Raw genomic sequence first — 16,673 nt, 5'->3', positions numbered from 1 at the left:
CCGCTGGCGCCTCCTCGAGTCGGTGAATGGTCGGTGCTGCCGACCATTACACCACACGGTCGCCCGTTCCCGATCTGGCTCGACGCGGCAGGTTGTCGTCGATGTCGAGGAGCTTCTGAGAAAAAGGTCTGTACGGGCAACCATTGGGAGCCCTATAGTTCAGGCCAACGCATCCCACCCCCGCGCGCTGCTGCGGCCGCGCGCTTCGAGAGAGCAAGGGAACCGCCATGACCAAGGACACGCTCAAGGTCTCGGGAGTCAAGTACACGACTGCCGAATCCGGGTACTTCGAGAAACGCCGACTCACCCGCACGGCCGGGGTCTGGGGCCTCTGGGGTCTCGCCGTCGCCGCGGTGATCTCAGGCGACTTCTCGGGCTGGAACTTCGGCATCGACTTCGCGGGCTTCGGCGGCATGCTCATCGCCTTCGCGGTGCTCGTCGTCATGTACTACGGGCTCATCTTCTCGATCGGGGAGATGTCGTCGGCGATGCCGCACACGGGCGGCGCCTACTCCTTCTCTCGTGCTGCGATGGGGCCGTGGGGCGGATTCGTCACCGGTCTCGCCGAGACCATCGAGTACGTCGCGACGACCGCGGTGATCGTGTTCTTCTCCGGCTCGTACGCCGATGCGATCACGAGTGAACTGCTCGGCTTCTCGATGCCCCAGTGGATCTGGTGGGTGCTGCTCTACCTCGTCTTCATCGGCATCAACGCGGCGGGCGCGAGCATCTCCTTCAAGTTCGCGATCGTCGTCTCGATCATCTCGATCGCGATCCTGCTCGTCTTCAGCGCGATGGCGATCTTCTCGGGCCAGTTCTCGTGGGACAAGCTCTTCGATATCGTGCCCGACGCGGGCCAGACCGCGTTCCTGCCGCATGGCGTGCTGCCGATCCTGTTCGCCCTGCCGTTCGCGATGTGGTTCTTCCTCGGCATCGAGGAACTGCCACTCGCAGCCGAGGAGTCGAAGGACCCGGTCCGCGACATCCCGAAGGCCGGCCTCATCGCGCGTGCCACGCTCATCGTGACCGGACTGCTCGTGCTCTTCCTGAACACCGGCGTCGTCGGCGCAGAGGCCACGGGCACGGCGGGAGAGCCGCTGCTCGACGGATTCAGGGCGATCGTCGGCGACGAGCTCGCCGCGGTGCTCGCCCTGTTCGCGCTCATCGGCCTGCTCGCGTCGCTGCAGGGCATCATGTTCGCCTACGGGCGCAACATGTACTCGCTCTCGCGGGCCGGCTACTACCCGAAGTTCCTCTCGCTCACCGGCAAGCGCCAGACGCCGTGGGTCGCACTCGTCGCGGGCGCGATCATCGGCTTCGTCGCGCTCATCGTGCTCGACGTGCTCGCCCAGGTCGACGCAGAGGGAGCCGGCGCGGTCGCCGGCGCGATCGTGCTGAACATCGCGGTCTGGGGCGCCGTGCTCGCCTACCTGCTGCAGATGATCGCGTTCGTGATCCTCCGGCGCAAGTACCCGAACGCCAAGCGCCCGTACCGCAGCCCGTGGGGCGTGCCGGGTGCCGTGATCGCCGCCATCATCGCCGCGCTCATCTTCCTCGGTTTCCTCCTGAACCCGACCTTCGTGCCGGCGATCATCGCGATCGTCGTCGTATACGCCGTGATGCTCGCGATCTTCGCGCTCTGGGGTCGGCACCGACTCATCCTCTCGCCGGAAGAGGAGTACGCCGTGTCGGGCGGCCTGCACGGCGACCCGCAGGCAGAGGGCTACGGCGGTGCGGTCGAGAGCGAGCTGCTCGCGTCGAACGGAGTCGACGAGACCGACCGGGTGTGAGCTGACGGCGACGCGGCGGGGCGTGGCGGCGCCCCGCCGCAACCGATGGGCCTGTGACGCACACCGGAACGACGGTGGGCCTGCCGAGCGGCAGACCCACCTGCACGCTCACATCGTCGATCAGATGTCGAGGTCGCCGCAGAGATGCACGTCGAGGCCGAGCTCGGCGAAGAGCGCCGCCTTCGCGAGCAGCGCGCGATCGGCCGTCGCGGCGTCGGGTGCGTACGCCACCTGGGCGTGGTTCGCCTTGTGCCTCGCCATCAGCTGGTCTCTGCTCACGCCGTGCAGCACCGCGTGCATGATCGGCCACTGCGGGTCGGTCGCGTCGAGGCGGCGCTGCGTCTCTTCGGCGGGCAACTCGCGCACCGAACCGCGGCCGAGGTCGACGTGCAGTCGACCGTCCATGACGAAGACGCGCGACCAGACGATCTCCCCGGGCTTCGAGACGCCCGAGAGCGTTCCGCCGCCGAGCGGGAAGAACATCGGCGGCTGCCGCATGCTGTACGACTTGTCGTAGCCGCCGTTATGGCTCGCAGGCACCGACCCCGAGATCTCGAACACCCACACGAACTCGCCGCCGTATTCCTCGCCCCAGCGAATGTCGTGGAGCGTGTTCGCCGGGTCGAGGCCCATCGCATTCCAGATGCGATTCGTCACGAGAGCGTCGACGGCGACACCCTCGTCGACCTCGTTGAAGTGGGGAAGCGCGGCGCCGGGGTAGAGCTCGCGCTCGTCGTCGCGCGAGCGGACCGGGGGCCGCTCGACGTTGTTGAGCAGGCCCTCGGCGAGGTCGGAGGCGGGCACCATGTCCTTCAGGCCCTGCTGATACTGGATGCCGACGGCATCGAGCCCGTAGTCGTCGGAGATGCGCACTGCGGCGATGTACATCTTCAACTGGCTCTGCACCTGTGCGCGCGTGAGTTCGGTCGCCTCGTCGGTGCCGAAATGGAAGGTGAGCCCGGCGTCCTCGAGCCACGCGAACGCCGCGTCGGCTTCCGCATCGCTGACGCGTGCCATCTCGGCGAGCAATGCGCTCTGCGAGAGGCGCTCTTTGTAGATGCCGAGGGGGTTCAGCATCTCATCGTCGATGATCGCGTTGTACATGCCCATGCAGCCCTCGTCGAAGACGCCGATGATCGCCTTCTCCTCGCGGAGCTCGACCGCGAGCGCGCGGCCGAGTGCGACCTCGGGTGCGGACTCGTCGAGCGCCGGGAGCGCCCGCACGTGGCTGAGGTCGTGCTCGATGCGGCCCGTCTCGAGCCACTCGGCGAGCTTCGCCTTCGCCCACTCGTCGGTGAAGTCGGCACTCCAGAGCGCCGAGTACTCGACGCCCGCCTTGGTGAGGCTCGCGGTGAGGTTCAAGAGCCCCACGAGGCCGGGGAAGTCGCCCGCCCAGTTCGCGACGACGAGGATCGGCCCGCGGTGGGTGCGGAGACCCGCGAGCACGTGGTGACTGTACTGCCAGACCGCCTCGACGACGACGAGCGGCGCCTCGGCCGGCAGGGTCTTGAACACCTCGATCCCGGCGCGCTGGCTGTCGATGAATCCGTGGCCGGTGACCGGGTCGACGCCGTGGCCGCGCTCGACCGCCCAGCCGAGACCTTCGACGGCCGCCGTGAAGTCGGCTTCGAGTCCCTGCTGCGTCGGCCAGCACTTGACGTTGGCGCTCAGCCTGAGGTCGCCGGATGCCACGGTGTAGACCGTCTGTGCGGCGGCAGAGCGCGGCTCTCGCCGCACGGGGAGGGTGTACTGCGTCATGGTTCTCTCTCTACTCGTTCTCGGTTCTGAATCGGATGACGCCACCAGTGGATGTCGGCTCCGAGAGCTGGAAGGTGATGGCGGTCGAGGCGCCGAAAGGCCGCACCGAGATGGTCGACGCGTCGAGACGCCCGCCGAGCACGCGGATCTCGGTGGTGCCGCTCGCGATGCGAACGGTGCCCCACGCGGTACCCGCGCTGAACACCGAGGCGAAGTCGCCAGGGAGTGCCGGGGCGAAGGCGAGTTCGCCGCGTGAATCGTTCGCCTGCGCACCGGAGAGCGCGACGACGAGCCCCCATGCTGCGAGCGACCGGGCGTAGTGGTTGCCGCATTCGGCTTCATTCCACGGGTTGCGACGTACGCCGTCGTGGCGGGCGCGCACCGTGCGCACGATCTCGAGGGCTTCGTCGATGAGGCCCTCGTACACGAGGTGGGTCGCGACCTGATACTCGATGCCCGCCCAGACCTCGTCGGAGTAGACGAAGGGCAGCGCCGGGCGGCCGCCGTGCGGCCACGAGCAGAGCACGAGTCCGCCGTCGTCGGCGAGGGCGTAGCTGCGCTGCACGTTGTCGTGATCGGCGACCCGCTCGAGCAGGTTGTGCCGGTGCACCGCGGCGACCGCGCTGCGCACGTGTTCGGGCGGAAAGAGGTGGCCGAGCCCCGTGAGATGCGCGAGGGTCTGTCCGAAGAGCTGGTCGGAGAGGCATCCGTCACCGAACTGGTAGCGGTGTTCGTCGCGGGGCGGCAGCCGCTGCACGTAGTACTCGCCGTTGAAGAGCAACTCGTCCATGCGAGCCGCCCCAGTGGTCGCGGCATCGGCGTACCGGCGAGCGGATGCCTCGTCGCCGAGGTGATCGGCGAGCGCCGCCGCTGCCCGCAATGCGGCGTAGAGCATCGACCCCGAGAGCGGGTTCGCGCCGTGGAACTCGATGTCGTACGTGTTGTGCTGCACCTGTTCGAGCACGAGGTCGCCGTCGTGATCCCACTCGCGCAGTGCGTACTCGAGGGCGCGCACCGCGTGCGGCCAGAGCTCGCGCAGGAAGTCGTCGCCCGCGCCGAGCTGCCATTCGCGGTAGAGCCGCACGATCGTGCCGAGTTGCCCATCGACGGCGGGGCGGAAGTCCCAGGACTCGTTGCCGAAGACGCTGTTCGTGCGGAAGTTCATGCGGCCGTCGTCGCGGGTCTCGTGCAGGAACTCGGTGCGCCGGGCGCTGCGCTCGAGAGATGGGAAGAGCCACGCGGCCGCTTGCGCGTAGTTCCAGACGTGCGTGCACGTGCCCTCGCAGCTGCCGGCGTGGTCGAACGATCCCTCCCAAGCGGCGAACACGCCGCCTTCGAGCACCATGCAGGTCGTGCTGCGCAGCGCGACGAGCGTCGCGCTCGCCGCATCGATGACCTCGTCGGGCAGGGTGCTGCGATGCAGCGCGTCGTGGAAGGCGAAGGTCGCCGCCTCGAGCTCGGGAAGGCGCCCGGCGACGTCGGCTGCGACGGCCCACGCGTCGTCATATCGGCTTGCGTAATCGTTGCGCACGACCTCGTGCGCGTGGGTGTCGTCGAGGCGGATGTTGCCCTGCCAGGCGCGCGGCCGGTTCGGGAAGTGCCACGCGAGCAGGAACTCGAAGTCGTGCTCTTCACCGGGAGCGAGCGTGCGCGAGATCGCGAGCGATCCGGTGCGGGAGCGGGGGATCCAGTCGTGCACCTCGTCGTCGAGCGTGAATCGCGTCTCGGGTTCGAGCCGGCCGTCGTCCCGGAAGTCGTCCCAGAACCGCTGGATGCCGTCTTGCCACGCGCTCGTCACCCACTGGTGCGTGAGCGTCACGTCGCCGTCATCGGTCGTCGCGAGTGCGGCGCTGCCGGCGAGCGGGCTCTCGCCCGCCAGGTCGCTGCCGAAGCGGATGCCCGTGAGGCCGTCGCCGCGGCGCGCCTCGTTGAACGGCGTGCCCTCGAAGGTCGGGAAATGCAGCAGGTCGCGGCCGACATGGCCGACCGGGTTGGTGAGCGTGCCGGCGATCGAGACGTCGACCGGTACGGGTGCGTCGTTGCGCACCGAGTATCGGAAGACGGCGACGGGGATGCCGGAGCCGGCCACGTCGAGCGGCACGAACGGCGTGAACGCCGTGAGGAACACCGACACGGGAAGTCGTTCGTCGAGGAACTCGACCCCGGCGACGGGGTATTCGCCGTGGAAGCGGGTATCGCGAAGGCGCGGCAGGCCGAAGCCCGAGACGGCGTGGCCCTGGTCGTCGTCGAACGGCGGGCGGGGCATCGCCTCGAGCACGCGCGTGAATGCCGGTTCTCCGCCGGTCTGCGTGCGGATCGAGAAACAGCTGTAGGGGAGCGACGCACCCTTGTCGGGCCGGTTCGCGAGCTCCCAGTCGCGCAACTCGCCGCGTGCGCCGAGTGAGACGTTGCCGGTGCCGATGCCGCCGAGCGGGAAGGCGACGGGTCGTGCAGCGGCGTCGAGCACGCGTCGTCGGGTGGCCCAGGCACCGCCGTTCATGCGTGACTCCTCGACGAGCGCTGGAGCGCGGCCAGGTGGTGCGCGGTATCGCGGGTGGCGGGGTACAGCTCGAGGTACAGCCGGTAGAGCTCGTCGTAGCGCTCGGCTCGCCCGGACTCGGGCCGGATCGTCGACTGCGGTGGATTCCACCGCGCGATCGACACGTCGGCGATGGTGCGCGCGGCGAGATACGCGGCTCCGTAGCTCGCGCCGATCGTCACGCGCGGCAGCACTTGGGGCAGCCCCGTGACATCCGAGACGATCTGCGGCCAGAGTGCCGATTGCGTCCCACCGCCGGCCGCGATGATGCGGCGGATGTCTCCGCCGTCACGTCGCATGGTCTCGATGTTGTGGCGCACGGCGAACGCGGTCGCTTCGAGCGCCGCGCGGTAGAGATCGCCGCGGGTGTGCTCGATCGTCAGGCCGACGATGGCGCCCCGCGCATCGGGGTCCTGCACCGGGGTGCGCTCGCCGGCGAAGTAGGGCAGCATGACGAGCCCGGATGCTCCAGGGGGAGCCGCGCTCGCCTCGGCCACGAGCGTCGTGTAGTCGGGCCGGCCGAAGAGGTCCCTGAGCCAGGCGGTCACGGCACCCGACGTCGCCATGCCGCCCGCGAGGGAGTGGGTGCCCGGTTCGACGCCCGCCGTGCCCCAGAGGGTGGGCGAGGTGACGGGTTCGGGCACGGTGTCGATGAGGAACATCGTGGTGCCGTACATGAGGAAGAGATCGCCGGGGTGCACGCCGTCGACGCTCACCGCCTCGCTCCAGGCGTCGATCGTGCCCGTGATCACGGGAATGCCGGCGGGCAGCCCGGTCTCCTCTGCGACGTCGGTGCCGACGACCCCCGCGCGATCGCCAGCCCAGTGCAACTCGGGCGCATCGAGCCAGGGGCAGATCTCGGCCCACCACGGCTCGTACCAAGCGCTTGCGGCGCGGTCGTAGAGCGGCCAGCACTGGCTCGCCGAGTGGTGGTCGAGCACGTAGGCGCCGGTCAATCGGAAGGCGAGCCACGATGCCGGCATGAAGAGTCGCGAGGCGCGCGCGGCCACGTCGGGTTCGTTCGCGGCGATCCACGCGAGCTTCGGTCCTGCAGCCTGCGAGCTGAGCGTCGCTCCGCCGCGTTCGGCGATCGCCTCGGCGCCGAGCCGTGCTTCGAGCTCGGCGATCTGCACGCCCGCGCGGGTGTCGACGCCGTAGAGGATGGCGCGGCGCACCGGTGTGCCTTCGGCGTCGGTCACGAGCACGCACGGCCCCATGCCGCTCACACCGACGGCCGTGACCTCGACGTCGGGGCTCGCGAGTTCTCTGGCGAGCGAGACGAACTCCTGCCACCAGACGGTGGCGTCCATCTCGACGTGACCTGGGGCGGGGCGCTGCACCTCGTGTTCGCGCACGGCACTGCGCAGCACCGCACCGTCGAGGTCGACGAGGACGCCCTTGCTGCTCGATGTGCCGATGTCGACACCGAGCACCGCCCGTACGGCCATTCGCGATCCTCCTCGATCCGGATAGACGACAGCGTTGCAGAAATCGATTTCACACGCAAGCCGCGCCGACTGCGGGTGCGGCGTGCACGGGGTCAGATCACGTGCGCGAGCGCCTGCTCGGGGTTCACCGAAACCTCGTTCCGCAGCACCACGGTGCGCGGTGGACCGTCGTCGCCCGCGATGCGGCCGAGGAGCATCGTCGCTGCGGTCTTGCCCATGGCGCGCGCCGGCACATGGACGACGGTCATGCCGGCGGGTGCGAGTGCCGCGAACGGCAGATCGCCGAACGCGGCGAATCCGAAGGACTCGGTCGTCAACCCGGCGGCGTAGAGCACCTGCAGGGCGCCGACGCTCATGAGGTTGTTGGCGGCGAAGACCGCATCGGGCGGATCAGCGAGCGCCAAAAGTTGCTGCATGGCCGCACGACCGCCGTCGACGCGGTAGTTCGCGTGCGCGAGCAGCGTCTCGTCGACCTCCAGGCCGCCGGTTCGCAACGCATCACGCCAGCCATCGGCCCGGTGCTGGGCGGTCTCGACGTCGCTCGGGCCCGTGATGCATCCGATTCTCGTGAAACCGTGCGCGACGAGCGCGGTGGTGGCGGCAGCGCCGCCGGCGCGGTTGTCGACCATGACGGCGTCGATCTCGAGCCCGTGTGGCCCGCGGTCGACGGCGACGACCGCTCGAGAGCGCGAGAGCAACGGGTGCAGGTCGCTGTCGTCGCTCGCCGCGGCGATGATGACGCCCGCCATGTTCTCGAGCACCGCGATGTCGATGTACTGCGCCTCTTTCGTGACGTCTTCGTCGGAGTTGCAGAGCACGACCGAGTAGCCCGCCGCTCGCGCGGCATCTTCGACGCCTCGCGCGAGCGACGTGAAGAACGGGTTCTCGATATCGGGGATGATGAGCGCGATGACCTCGCTGTGCTGACGCCGCAGCGTGCGGGCCGTGCGGTTCGGCGTGTAGGCGAGATGAACGGCGGCATCGCGCACGAGCTTCGCCTTCTCGTCTGAGACGCTCGTGCCGTTGAACACGCGCGAAACGGTCGCCGGAGACACTCCGGCGAGGCGTGCGACCTCGTAGATGGTGGCCACGTCACCCCTCCGTTCTGCGGGCTCTCCGGTGCGTTGACAGGCACCGGTGTTCTCCCTACAGTGAACACTACTTGCTGAAATCGATTCCAACAGTGCAAGCGGACGGCGTCGTCGAGAGCTCTCGCCCGCGTTGCGGAGGGAGACTCACCGTGCACCATTCCGAGATCGCCGGCCTGCGATCCGTGCGCACGCGCTCGATCAGCCCCGAGAACTTCGACGGCGCAGTCGGCGGAGGCGGCCGTGCGACCGACGGCACCGGCAGGGCCGCGTCCCGCGACCTCGGTGTCGGCTGGAAAGTGTCGCCGAGCGTCGTCGTGAAGGCCGGCGACACCTTCGACCTGGCCACGATCGACGGCCCCGGCAAGATCACGCACATCTGGATCACGACGCACAAGGACAACTGGCGAACCCTCGTGCTGCGAGCGTATTGGGACGGCGCCGCTGAGCCGGCGGTCGAGGTGCCCTACGGCGACTTCTTCTGCAACGGCTGGGGTGTGTTCGCCCAGGTCGACTCGCAGGTCATCGCCGCGAACCCGCATGGCGGGTTCAATTCGTACTGGCCGATGCCGTTCCGCAGCGGCGCCCGCCTCACGGTCGAGAACACCTCGGTCGTCGACGTGGTCGTCTACTACCAGATCACCTACGAGGAGCGCGACGAGCCCGGTGATGACGCCTACTTCCACGCGCAGTGGCGTCGGAGCAACGTGCTCGACTACGCGACGACCCACACGATCCTCGAGGGCGTCGAGGGGCACGGGCATTACGTGGGCACCTACCTCGCGTGGGGCGCGAACAGCAACGGCTGGTGGGGCGAGGGCGAGTTGAAGTTCTACTTCGACGACGACGACGAGTACCCGACCATCTGCGGCACCGGAACCGAGGACTACTTCGGCGGTGCCTGGAACTTCGACGTGCCCGGACAGGGTTACACCGAGTTCTCCACGCCGTATCTCGGCATGCCGCAGGTGATCCGACCCGACGGGCTCTACGTCAGCCAACAACGATTCGGGATGTATCGCTGGCACCTGCCCGACCCGATCGTCTTCCACGAGCGCATGTCGAAGATCGATGTGCAGGCGCTCGGCTGGCGCAGCGGATGGCGCTACCTGCCCTTGCAGGACGACATCGCGTCGACCGCAGTGTTCTACCTCGACCGGCCGGTGACCAATCGCCCGGCGGCTCCCGATGCCGACGCCATGGAGGTGCACCTCGGCACTGCGCCCGTGCCCGACATCGGTGCCGAGCCTCCCCGCGCACCGCGGGACTGAGCGGTGACCGGTGCGCGCGGGCTGGTCTCCGGATGCCTCACGACGTTCGCCGCCGTGTTGCTGGTGGGATGCTCGGTGAGCGCACCACCGATCAGGGGCGCGGGTTTCGTCGACGACAACACCGTCGTCGCCGCGGCGACCGTCGGCGACGTTCCGACGAGGATCGGCATCTCCGACGGCGACCTGTGGCCCAATTGCTGGGCCGACGATGACGCGATCTATGCGGCGAACGGCGACGGGTCGGGATTCGGTGACGAGTTCTCCGACATCGTCGTGAATCGCATCGATGGCGGCCTCGACGATCTCATCGGCGAGGCGCTCGCGGTCGGCGACGCCGTCGGCCAGGTCTGGTCGGGGGAGGGCTTCACACGGAAACCCACCGGAATGGCGTGCGTCGGCGGGGATCTCTACCTCGCCGTGCAAGATCTCCGGGCCGACTTCAACGAGGCACCGGCCGCGACGATCGCCGTTTCGCACGACAAGGGCCGCACCTGGGAGTGGGATCGCTCGGCGCCGATGTTCGACGACCACGTCTTCACGACGATCATGTTCGCCGACTTCGGCAAGGACGCCGAGCACGCACCAGAGGGGTATCTCTACGCCTACGGCCTCGACGGCAACTGGCGCGACTCCTTCGACGACTCGGTGCCCGACCCCGTCGACCTGTGGCTCGCTCGAGTACCGCAGGATGCGGTGCAGGATCGCAGCGCGTGGGAGTTCTTCGCCGGACTCGACGGCGACGAGCCGCGCTGGAGCGACGACCTCGCCGAGCGAGTCGCGGTGCTGCACGATGAACGCCTGCAGCACCCCTCGAATGCCGATGCCCATGCCGGCGGCGGGCAGACCGTCGGTGCCGCGAATCTCTCGGTCCTCTCGCAGGGCGGTGTCACCTTCAATGAACCGCTCGGGCTCTACCTCTACACCTCGTGGACGGAGCTCACATTCGAGTTCTCCGCATCGAAGGCGCCATGGGGCCCGTTCGAGCTGTTCCTCTCCCGAGACTTCGGCCGGTATCCGTGGACCGACGTGGAGATGGGCGGCTACGGCACGACCATCCCGTCGAAGTTCATCTCCGACGACGGACGTCGCATGTGGGTGCAGTCGAACGTCTGCCCGTGCGCCCCGGCAGGCATCTCCTCGTACTGGTTCGGCCTTCGGCCACTCGCGCTCGAGCCTCGCTGAGCGCACGGTCCCGTTGCGCCGCGCTGCGCGTGTTCGACACGCGCCGATCCACTCAAATATGAAATCGATTCCACTTGTGCGTGAAATCGATTTCGCGTAGCCTGACGCTGAGACGAGATCAGCGGCGATCCGCGTTGAGCGGTGCGCCGACCTGATCCGACCGGACCGGGCTTCCTGACCGGCCACAGCAACGACTCAGCGAAGAGTCGAGTTCCTGAGGAGGGACGAATGCACAAGAGAATCACCAGGCTCACCACTGTCGGGCTCGCGGCCGCAGCGGTCGGGATCCTGCTCGCCGGATGCACGCCGTCGAGCGGCGGCGCGACGACTGAGGATGGCAAGTCCAAGGTCGTCTTCTGGCAACAGAAGTTCGAGGATTACCAACAGGACTGGTTCAAGGCGCAGGTCGCGGAGTTCAACGACAGCCAAGACGAGGTCGAGGTCGAGCTCGTGGTGGTGCCGGCGGACACGTGGGACCAGAAGCTCAAGGCCGCCCAAGCTGCCGGCAAGGCACCCGACGTGAAGACCACGAGCTACGGGAACATCAAACCCATGCAGGCCAATGGTCAGATCGCCGATCTCACCGGGCTGATGGACGACGGTGCTTTCGATGACATCGCCGAGAACATCGCGCCGTTCGTCACCATCGAAGGCGGCGTCTACGGCTACCCGCTGCTCGTCGAACCGTCGACGGTGCTGTTCTATCGCGCGGATCTGCTTGCAGCAGCCGGAATCGATGCGCCGCCGACGACCTGGGACGAGCTTCTCGACGACGCGCGAGCGCTCACGAAAGACGGGGTCTACGGCATGAACATCGCCCAGACCGCACCCGACCTCGGATGGTCGAGCTGGGGACTGCAGTACACGGCTGCCGGTGACCTTCCCCTGCGTGGCGACTGGTCGGAGGCGTCGGCCGTCGACCCCGCGTACGAGGATCTCGCGAAGTTCTACCAGACCCTCTACTCCGAGAAGCTGATGCCGCAGGAAGCGACCTATCCCTACGCCGACTGCTCGTTCTTCGGCGAAGGAAAAGTCGCGATGAGCGCGTGCGGATCGTGGGCGCTCGGCCAGATCTCGGCGAACCCCGACTGGGCAGGCGTCTGGGAGAACACGGCCGTCGCCGCCTTCCCCTCGATCGATGGAGATCCGACCCAGCCGACCTCGACGCTCGGCGGTTGGACGCTCACCGTCGATGCGAAGTCGAAGGTCCAGGACGGCTCGGCCGAGTTCGTCCAGTGGCTCCTCGCCGACGACACGGATCGACTCGTCGACTTCTTCACCGCGACCGGCTTCTCGAAGTATCCGGCGCGGGTCTCGGTCACGGAAGCGCTCGCGGCCACGCCGGAGGCGGCTGAGAACGCGTTCCTCGCGACGATCACGGAAGACATCGTGCCCTACGCCAAGGCCGAGCCGTCGTACCCGTGGGATGTCAGCATCGCATTCGCGACCAGCCTCGAGAAGGCGATGCGGGGTGGCGACATCCCTGCCGCGATGAACGAAGCGCAGGCAGCGATCGAGGACGTGATCAAGAAGCAAAAGCTGGCCGGTACCGGTGGTGACTGAGTCGTAGCCGTGAGCGGGTGCTGCCGTGCAGCACCCGCTCGACGCTCGCTCCCGACCGAATCGAAGGAGAACCGTGCGATGACGATGTCGCCGCAGTCCACCAACCGTCTCGCCACCGCTGCGAGCATCGCCCTGGAGCCCGAAGACGAGGACTCCGCTCCGAAGCCTCGGCGCAACGTCTCCGGGCGACTGAGCACGCACGTGATGGACAACCGCACCGCGTATGTGATGATCGCGCCGATGGTGGTGCTGCTCGGCATCTTCGTCTGGTGGCCACTGCTGTATTCGTTCTATCTCTCGACGTTCGAGATCAGCTTCTATGAGGATCCGGTGTTCGTCGGTCTGCAGTTCTACGGCTATGTGCTGGAGGACCCCGACTTCTGGCATTCCATCGGAATCGGGGCACTCTACGTTCTGTACACCGTGCCCGTGATCATGATCGTCGCGTTCCTCGTGGCGAGCTTCATCCGTACGTGCGGCATCAAGCTGGCCGGCCTGCTCAAGACGACGGTCTACGTGCCGACCGTGGTCTCTGCGGTGATCACATCGGTGGTGTTCGTCTTCATGTACCGGGCCGACGGCGGTCTCGTCAATTGGCTGATCGGGTTCGTCGGCCTCGGGCCGTTCGCCTACCTCTCCGACCCGAATATCGCGCTGCCGGCGATCTCCGTCCCGGGCATCTGGCTGGCCTTCGGAATCACGACGCTCATCATGCTCGCGGGCATGTACGACATCCCGCAGAGCTACTACGAGGCGGCTCAGCTCGAGGGTGCGAACTTCGTGCAGCGGACGTGGTTCATCACGATTCCGCTCATGAAGAACGTGCTGCTGTACCTGCTGGTCACCGCGACGATCGCGGGCATGCAGCAGTTCGAGCTTCCCCTCATCATGACGCAAGGCGGTCCGACGAACTCGACGATGACCCCCAACCTGTTCATCTTCAACCAGTTCAAGGACCCCACTCCGTATGCCACGAGCTTCTCGCTGACCGCAGCGCTGCTGCTCTTCTTCGTCTTGGGCGGCGTCAGCATGCTGATCTTCCGCCTCATCCGCTCCGACAAAGCGATCGACGCATAGGAACTCCGAATGAAAGCTTCTCTCGGGCGACGCATCGCCACGTATGCACTCGCTGCGCTCATCGTCATCAGCACCGCCCTTCCGCTCGGGTGGATGCTCATCTCGGGATTCAAAGGCCGGAACGAGGTGCTGAGAACCCCGTTCCAGTTCTTCCCCGACGTCTGGATCTGGCAGAACTACGCGACCATCCTGCAGGATCCGGCATTCCTCCAGGCGATGGCGGTGACGTTCGCGGGCGCGCTGCTCTTCACGCTGCTGAGCCTCGTGGTGAACTCCGTCGCCGCGTACGCATTCGCTCGCCTCGACTTTCGAGGCAAGCGATTCTGGTGGGTCTTCTGCATCACGCCGATGTTCATCCCGGGCATGGCGATCCTGCTGACGTCATACGTGGTCGTGTCGAACCTCGGCATGCTCAATACCCTCGCGGTCCTGATCATCCCCGGAGCGGCGTCGGCCATCCAGATGTTCTTCATCCGGCAGTTCTACCTGAACACCCCACTCGCCATCGAAGAAGCGGCCTTGATCGACGGCGCTGGTCGCTGGCGCATCTTCTGGTCGATCTTCCTGCCGCAGTCGCAAGGTGTGTTCGTCGTCGTGGGGGTCGGGTCGTTTCTCGCGTATTGGAATGCGTACGTCTGGCCGATCCTGACGATTCAAGACCCGGGCCTGCAACAGATCATGCAGTACATCGCCACCTTCCGGTCGGAACGCGGCAACGAGTGGGGCCTGCTGATGGCCGGGTCGACACTTGCGGCTCTCCCGACGATCCTTCTCGTCCTGGTCTTCCAGCGCTACATCGTCAACGGCGTGAGGCTCGCCGGAATGAAGTAACCACCCGTACCACGATTCCACCGAGAGGGAGATGCAATGTCGCAACCCATCCGAAAGAAGACCGCCGTGCTCGCCGCCGCCGGAGCGCTCGTCGTCGGAGTGCTCACACCATTGGGCGCATCGGCGGCGCACACGGCACCCGCGCCCACGGAGCGCGCGATCGCCGAGCCGCCCTCCGACCACTCGCCGGCGGTGCTTGTCAGCAAGATGACGGGGCCCAAGTCGCTGAGCGCCACCGATACGAGATGGGCCGTGACCGGCACCGACCTCGGCATCATGTGGGACAACGGCTCCGGCGAGATCCTCACCGCATTCGGCGATACGTTCGGCGATTGGAGCGGCCCGGGCGGTGGCGGCGGCGACTGGCGCTCCAACGTGCTGCTCCGCAGCAGTGACACCGACCTCTCCGACGGCATGACGTTCGACTCCGCCGTCGAGGACGCGCCGGGCCACGCGGCAGAGATCATCCCCTCACTGAAGGTGAACGGCGAAGAGCTCACGACGATCCCGACGGCCGGCATCGCCGTCGGCGATCGGCAGTACCTCGCGTTCATGTCGGTGCGCCAGTGGGGCGAACCCGGCGCGTGGGATACCAATTTCAACCGCATCGCCTACTCAGACGACAATGGCGAGACCTGGAACTCGACCGACGGGCCGGAGTGGACCAACACGGCCGACGGGCAGCACCCGTTCCAGATGGTCGCGTTCGAGCGCCACGACGGCTACGTCTACATGTTCGGAACGCCGAACGGCCGATTCGGTGCGGCGCACGTCGCGCGCGTGCCCGAGGCCTCCGTTCTCGACAAGTCGGCCTATTCGTACTGGAACGGCACGAGCTGGGTGCTCGGAGACGACACCGCCGCCGCGTCGATCGTGCCGCCGAACGCCGCCGAACTCTCGGTGCGGTACAGCGAGCACACGGGCGGCTGGCTGATGACGTACCTCAACGAAGACCTCGACCTCGTGCTGCGAACTGCACCGACGCCCGAGGGGCCGTGGGGCGAGGCGCAGCGACTGGCGAGCTTCGCCGACTACCCGGGCCTGTACGGCGGCTACCTGCACCCATGGTCGGAGGGTGGCGAGCTCTACCTCGCGCTGTCGCAGTGGGACCCGTACAACGTCTACCTCGTGCGTGCCGAGATCGACGAGACCGGGACCGTCGTGAACCCGAACCTCATCGCGGACCCCGGATTCGAGCGCGCCGTCGACACGGCCATGCCTGCACCGTGGGCGTGCACCGGCAATTGCGGCGTGGACATCAACCATGCGTGGGCGCACGGCGGCAGCAAGCAGGGCTGGATGCGCCACAACGCCGGCTGGATCGACGTGCACCAGGATGTCGCGGTCGAGCCGAACACGACGTACACCTTCACCGGCTTCGTCGTCACCGGGGGCACCCCGGCACCCGGATCGCTTGGCGTGCGCGAACTCGGTTCGGGCAGCGCGACGCTCGCCGAGGCATCCTTCGAAGAGGTCGGTGCGTACACGCGGTACTCCGTGACGTTCCACAGCGGTGATCGCACCGCGGTGCAGGCCTTCGTCGGCACGAATCTGGGCGGCGACCGCTGGCTGCAGATCGACGATCTCTCGCTCGTCAAGGCGAAGCAGCAGTTGCCAGGCCTGACCGTCGCGGTCGTCTCCGATCCGGTGGCCGGCTCCGAGGTCGTGCGCGACGACGTGGTCACGTACGAGGTGACTGCTTCCACCGACAGCTCGACCGCAGAGACCGTGCGCCTCGCCGTCGACCTCAGCGGTCTCGTCGACGATGCGAATCCGGATGCCGCGTCGGTGCGTTCCTCGACTGGCGAGCCGGTGCTCGACGGAGCGACGCTGCGCTGGTCGGGGCAGATCGCGCCCGGGGAGGACCTCACCCTGAGTTTCGATGCGACGGTCCGTCGCGATGCGTACCGCGGGGACTCGAACCTCGTCGTCACGACCACGGCGGAAGCCGAGCGGGCGATCCTCACCTCGTGCGACGGGTGCGAGTCGAGTCTCGTCGCGGTGCGCTACGACCCGAGGCCGCCACGCCCCGACTTCCCTGACAAGCCCGGCAAGCCCGACAAGCCCGGTCGCCCCTGACCGGGCCCGTGAAGTACCTCGCTCCGTCTCCGCGGCGATAGGCTCGA

11 protein-coding genes are annotated in these 16,673 nt (G+C 67.5%); 7 read left to right on the top strand and 4 right to left on the bottom strand.

All coding sequences use genetic code 11. The features are described 5' to 3' along the window. Nucleotides 1–227: 227 nt before the first annotated feature. Entirely contained in the window at nt 228–1,790 is a 1,563-nt protein-coding gene (locus H521_RS0113350; RefSeq protein ID WP_022893533.1) for an amino acid permease, read from the top strand. A gap of 120 nt (nt 1,791–1,910) precedes the next feature. Here H521_RS0113350 and H521_RS0113345 read toward each other — a convergent pair whose 3' ends face one another. From H521_RS0113345 to H521_RS0113330, 4 genes are all read right to left on the bottom strand, one after another. Then, complete coding sequence (locus H521_RS0113345; protein ID WP_022893532.1) at nt 1,911–3,548, bottom strand: fucose isomerase; 1,638 nt, start codon at nt 3,546–3,548, stop codon at nt 1,911–1,913. 10 nt (nt 3,549–3,558) lie between these two features. Beyond that, nucleotides 3,559–6,048, bottom strand: a complete 2,490-nt coding sequence (locus H521_RS23305) for a GH116 family glycosyl-hydrolase (RefSeq protein WP_022893531.1) — start codon at nt 6,046–6,048, stop codon at nt 3,559–3,561. Further along, nucleotides 6,045–7,535, bottom strand: a complete 1,491-nt coding sequence (locus H521_RS0113335; RefSeq protein ID WP_022893530.1) for an FGGY-family carbohydrate kinase — start codon at nt 7,533–7,535, stop codon at nt 6,045–6,047. Before H521_RS0113335 ends, H521_RS23305 begins: the two co-directional genes overlap by 4 nt. Before the next feature lie 92 nt (nt 7,536–7,627). Continuing rightward, complete coding sequence (locus H521_RS0113330) at nt 7,628–8,626, bottom strand: LacI family DNA-binding transcriptional regulator (RefSeq protein WP_022893529.1); 999 nt, start codon at nt 8,624–8,626, stop codon at nt 7,628–7,630. A 149-nt stretch (nt 8,627–8,775) separates the two neighbouring features. On the opposite strand from H521_RS0113330, the gene H521_RS0113325 reads away from it, so the two are divergent. From H521_RS0113325 to H521_RS0113300, 6 genes are all read left to right on the top strand, one after another. Then, on the top strand, nt 8,776–9,894 hold the full coding sequence (locus H521_RS0113325; RefSeq protein ID WP_022893528.1) for a glycoside hydrolase family 172 protein: 1,119 nt from the start codon (nt 8,776–8,778) through the stop codon (nt 9,892–9,894). Nucleotides 9,895–9,969: 75 nt separating this feature from the next. Beyond that, nucleotides 9,970–11,076 carry a DUF4185 domain-containing protein gene (locus tag H521_RS23300; protein WP_211215508.1) on the top strand — a complete coding sequence of 369 codons (1,107 nt, stop codon included), beginning with the start codon at nt 9,970–9,972 and terminating at the stop codon, nt 11,074–11,076. Between the two features lie 228 nt (nt 11,077–11,304). Next, on the top strand, nt 11,305–12,639 hold the full coding sequence (locus tag H521_RS0113315; RefSeq protein ID WP_022893526.1) for an ABC transporter substrate-binding protein: 1,335 nt from the start codon (nt 11,305–11,307) through the stop codon (nt 12,637–12,639). A 78-nt stretch (nt 12,640–12,717) separates the two neighbouring features. Further along, nucleotides 12,718–13,716, top strand: a complete 999-nt coding sequence (locus tag H521_RS0113310) for a carbohydrate ABC transporter permease (RefSeq protein ID WP_022893525.1) — start codon at nt 12,718–12,720, stop codon at nt 13,714–13,716. A gap of 9 nt (nt 13,717–13,725) precedes the next feature. Next, a complete protein-coding gene (locus H521_RS0113305; RefSeq protein WP_022893524.1) occupies nt 13,726–14,547 on the top strand; it encodes a carbohydrate ABC transporter permease in 822 nt (273 codons plus the stop codon). Nucleotides 14,548–14,583: 36 nt separating this feature from the next. Next, nucleotides 14,584–16,626 carry a glycoside hydrolase family 183 protein gene (locus tag H521_RS0113300; protein ID WP_022893523.1) on the top strand — a complete coding sequence of 681 codons (2,043 nt, stop codon included), beginning with the start codon at nt 14,584–14,586 and terminating at the stop codon, nt 16,624–16,626. Nucleotides 16,627–16,673: the final 47 nt, after the last annotated feature.

Origin of the sequence: Agromyces subbeticus DSM 16689 (genome assembly GCF_000421565.1) — a bacterium.
In the GTDB taxonomy this organism is placed as follows: domain Bacteria; phylum Actinomycetota; class Actinomycetes; order Actinomycetales; family Microbacteriaceae; genus Agromyces; species Agromyces subbeticus.
This window is presented reverse-complemented; position numbering and strand designations above follow the sequence as displayed.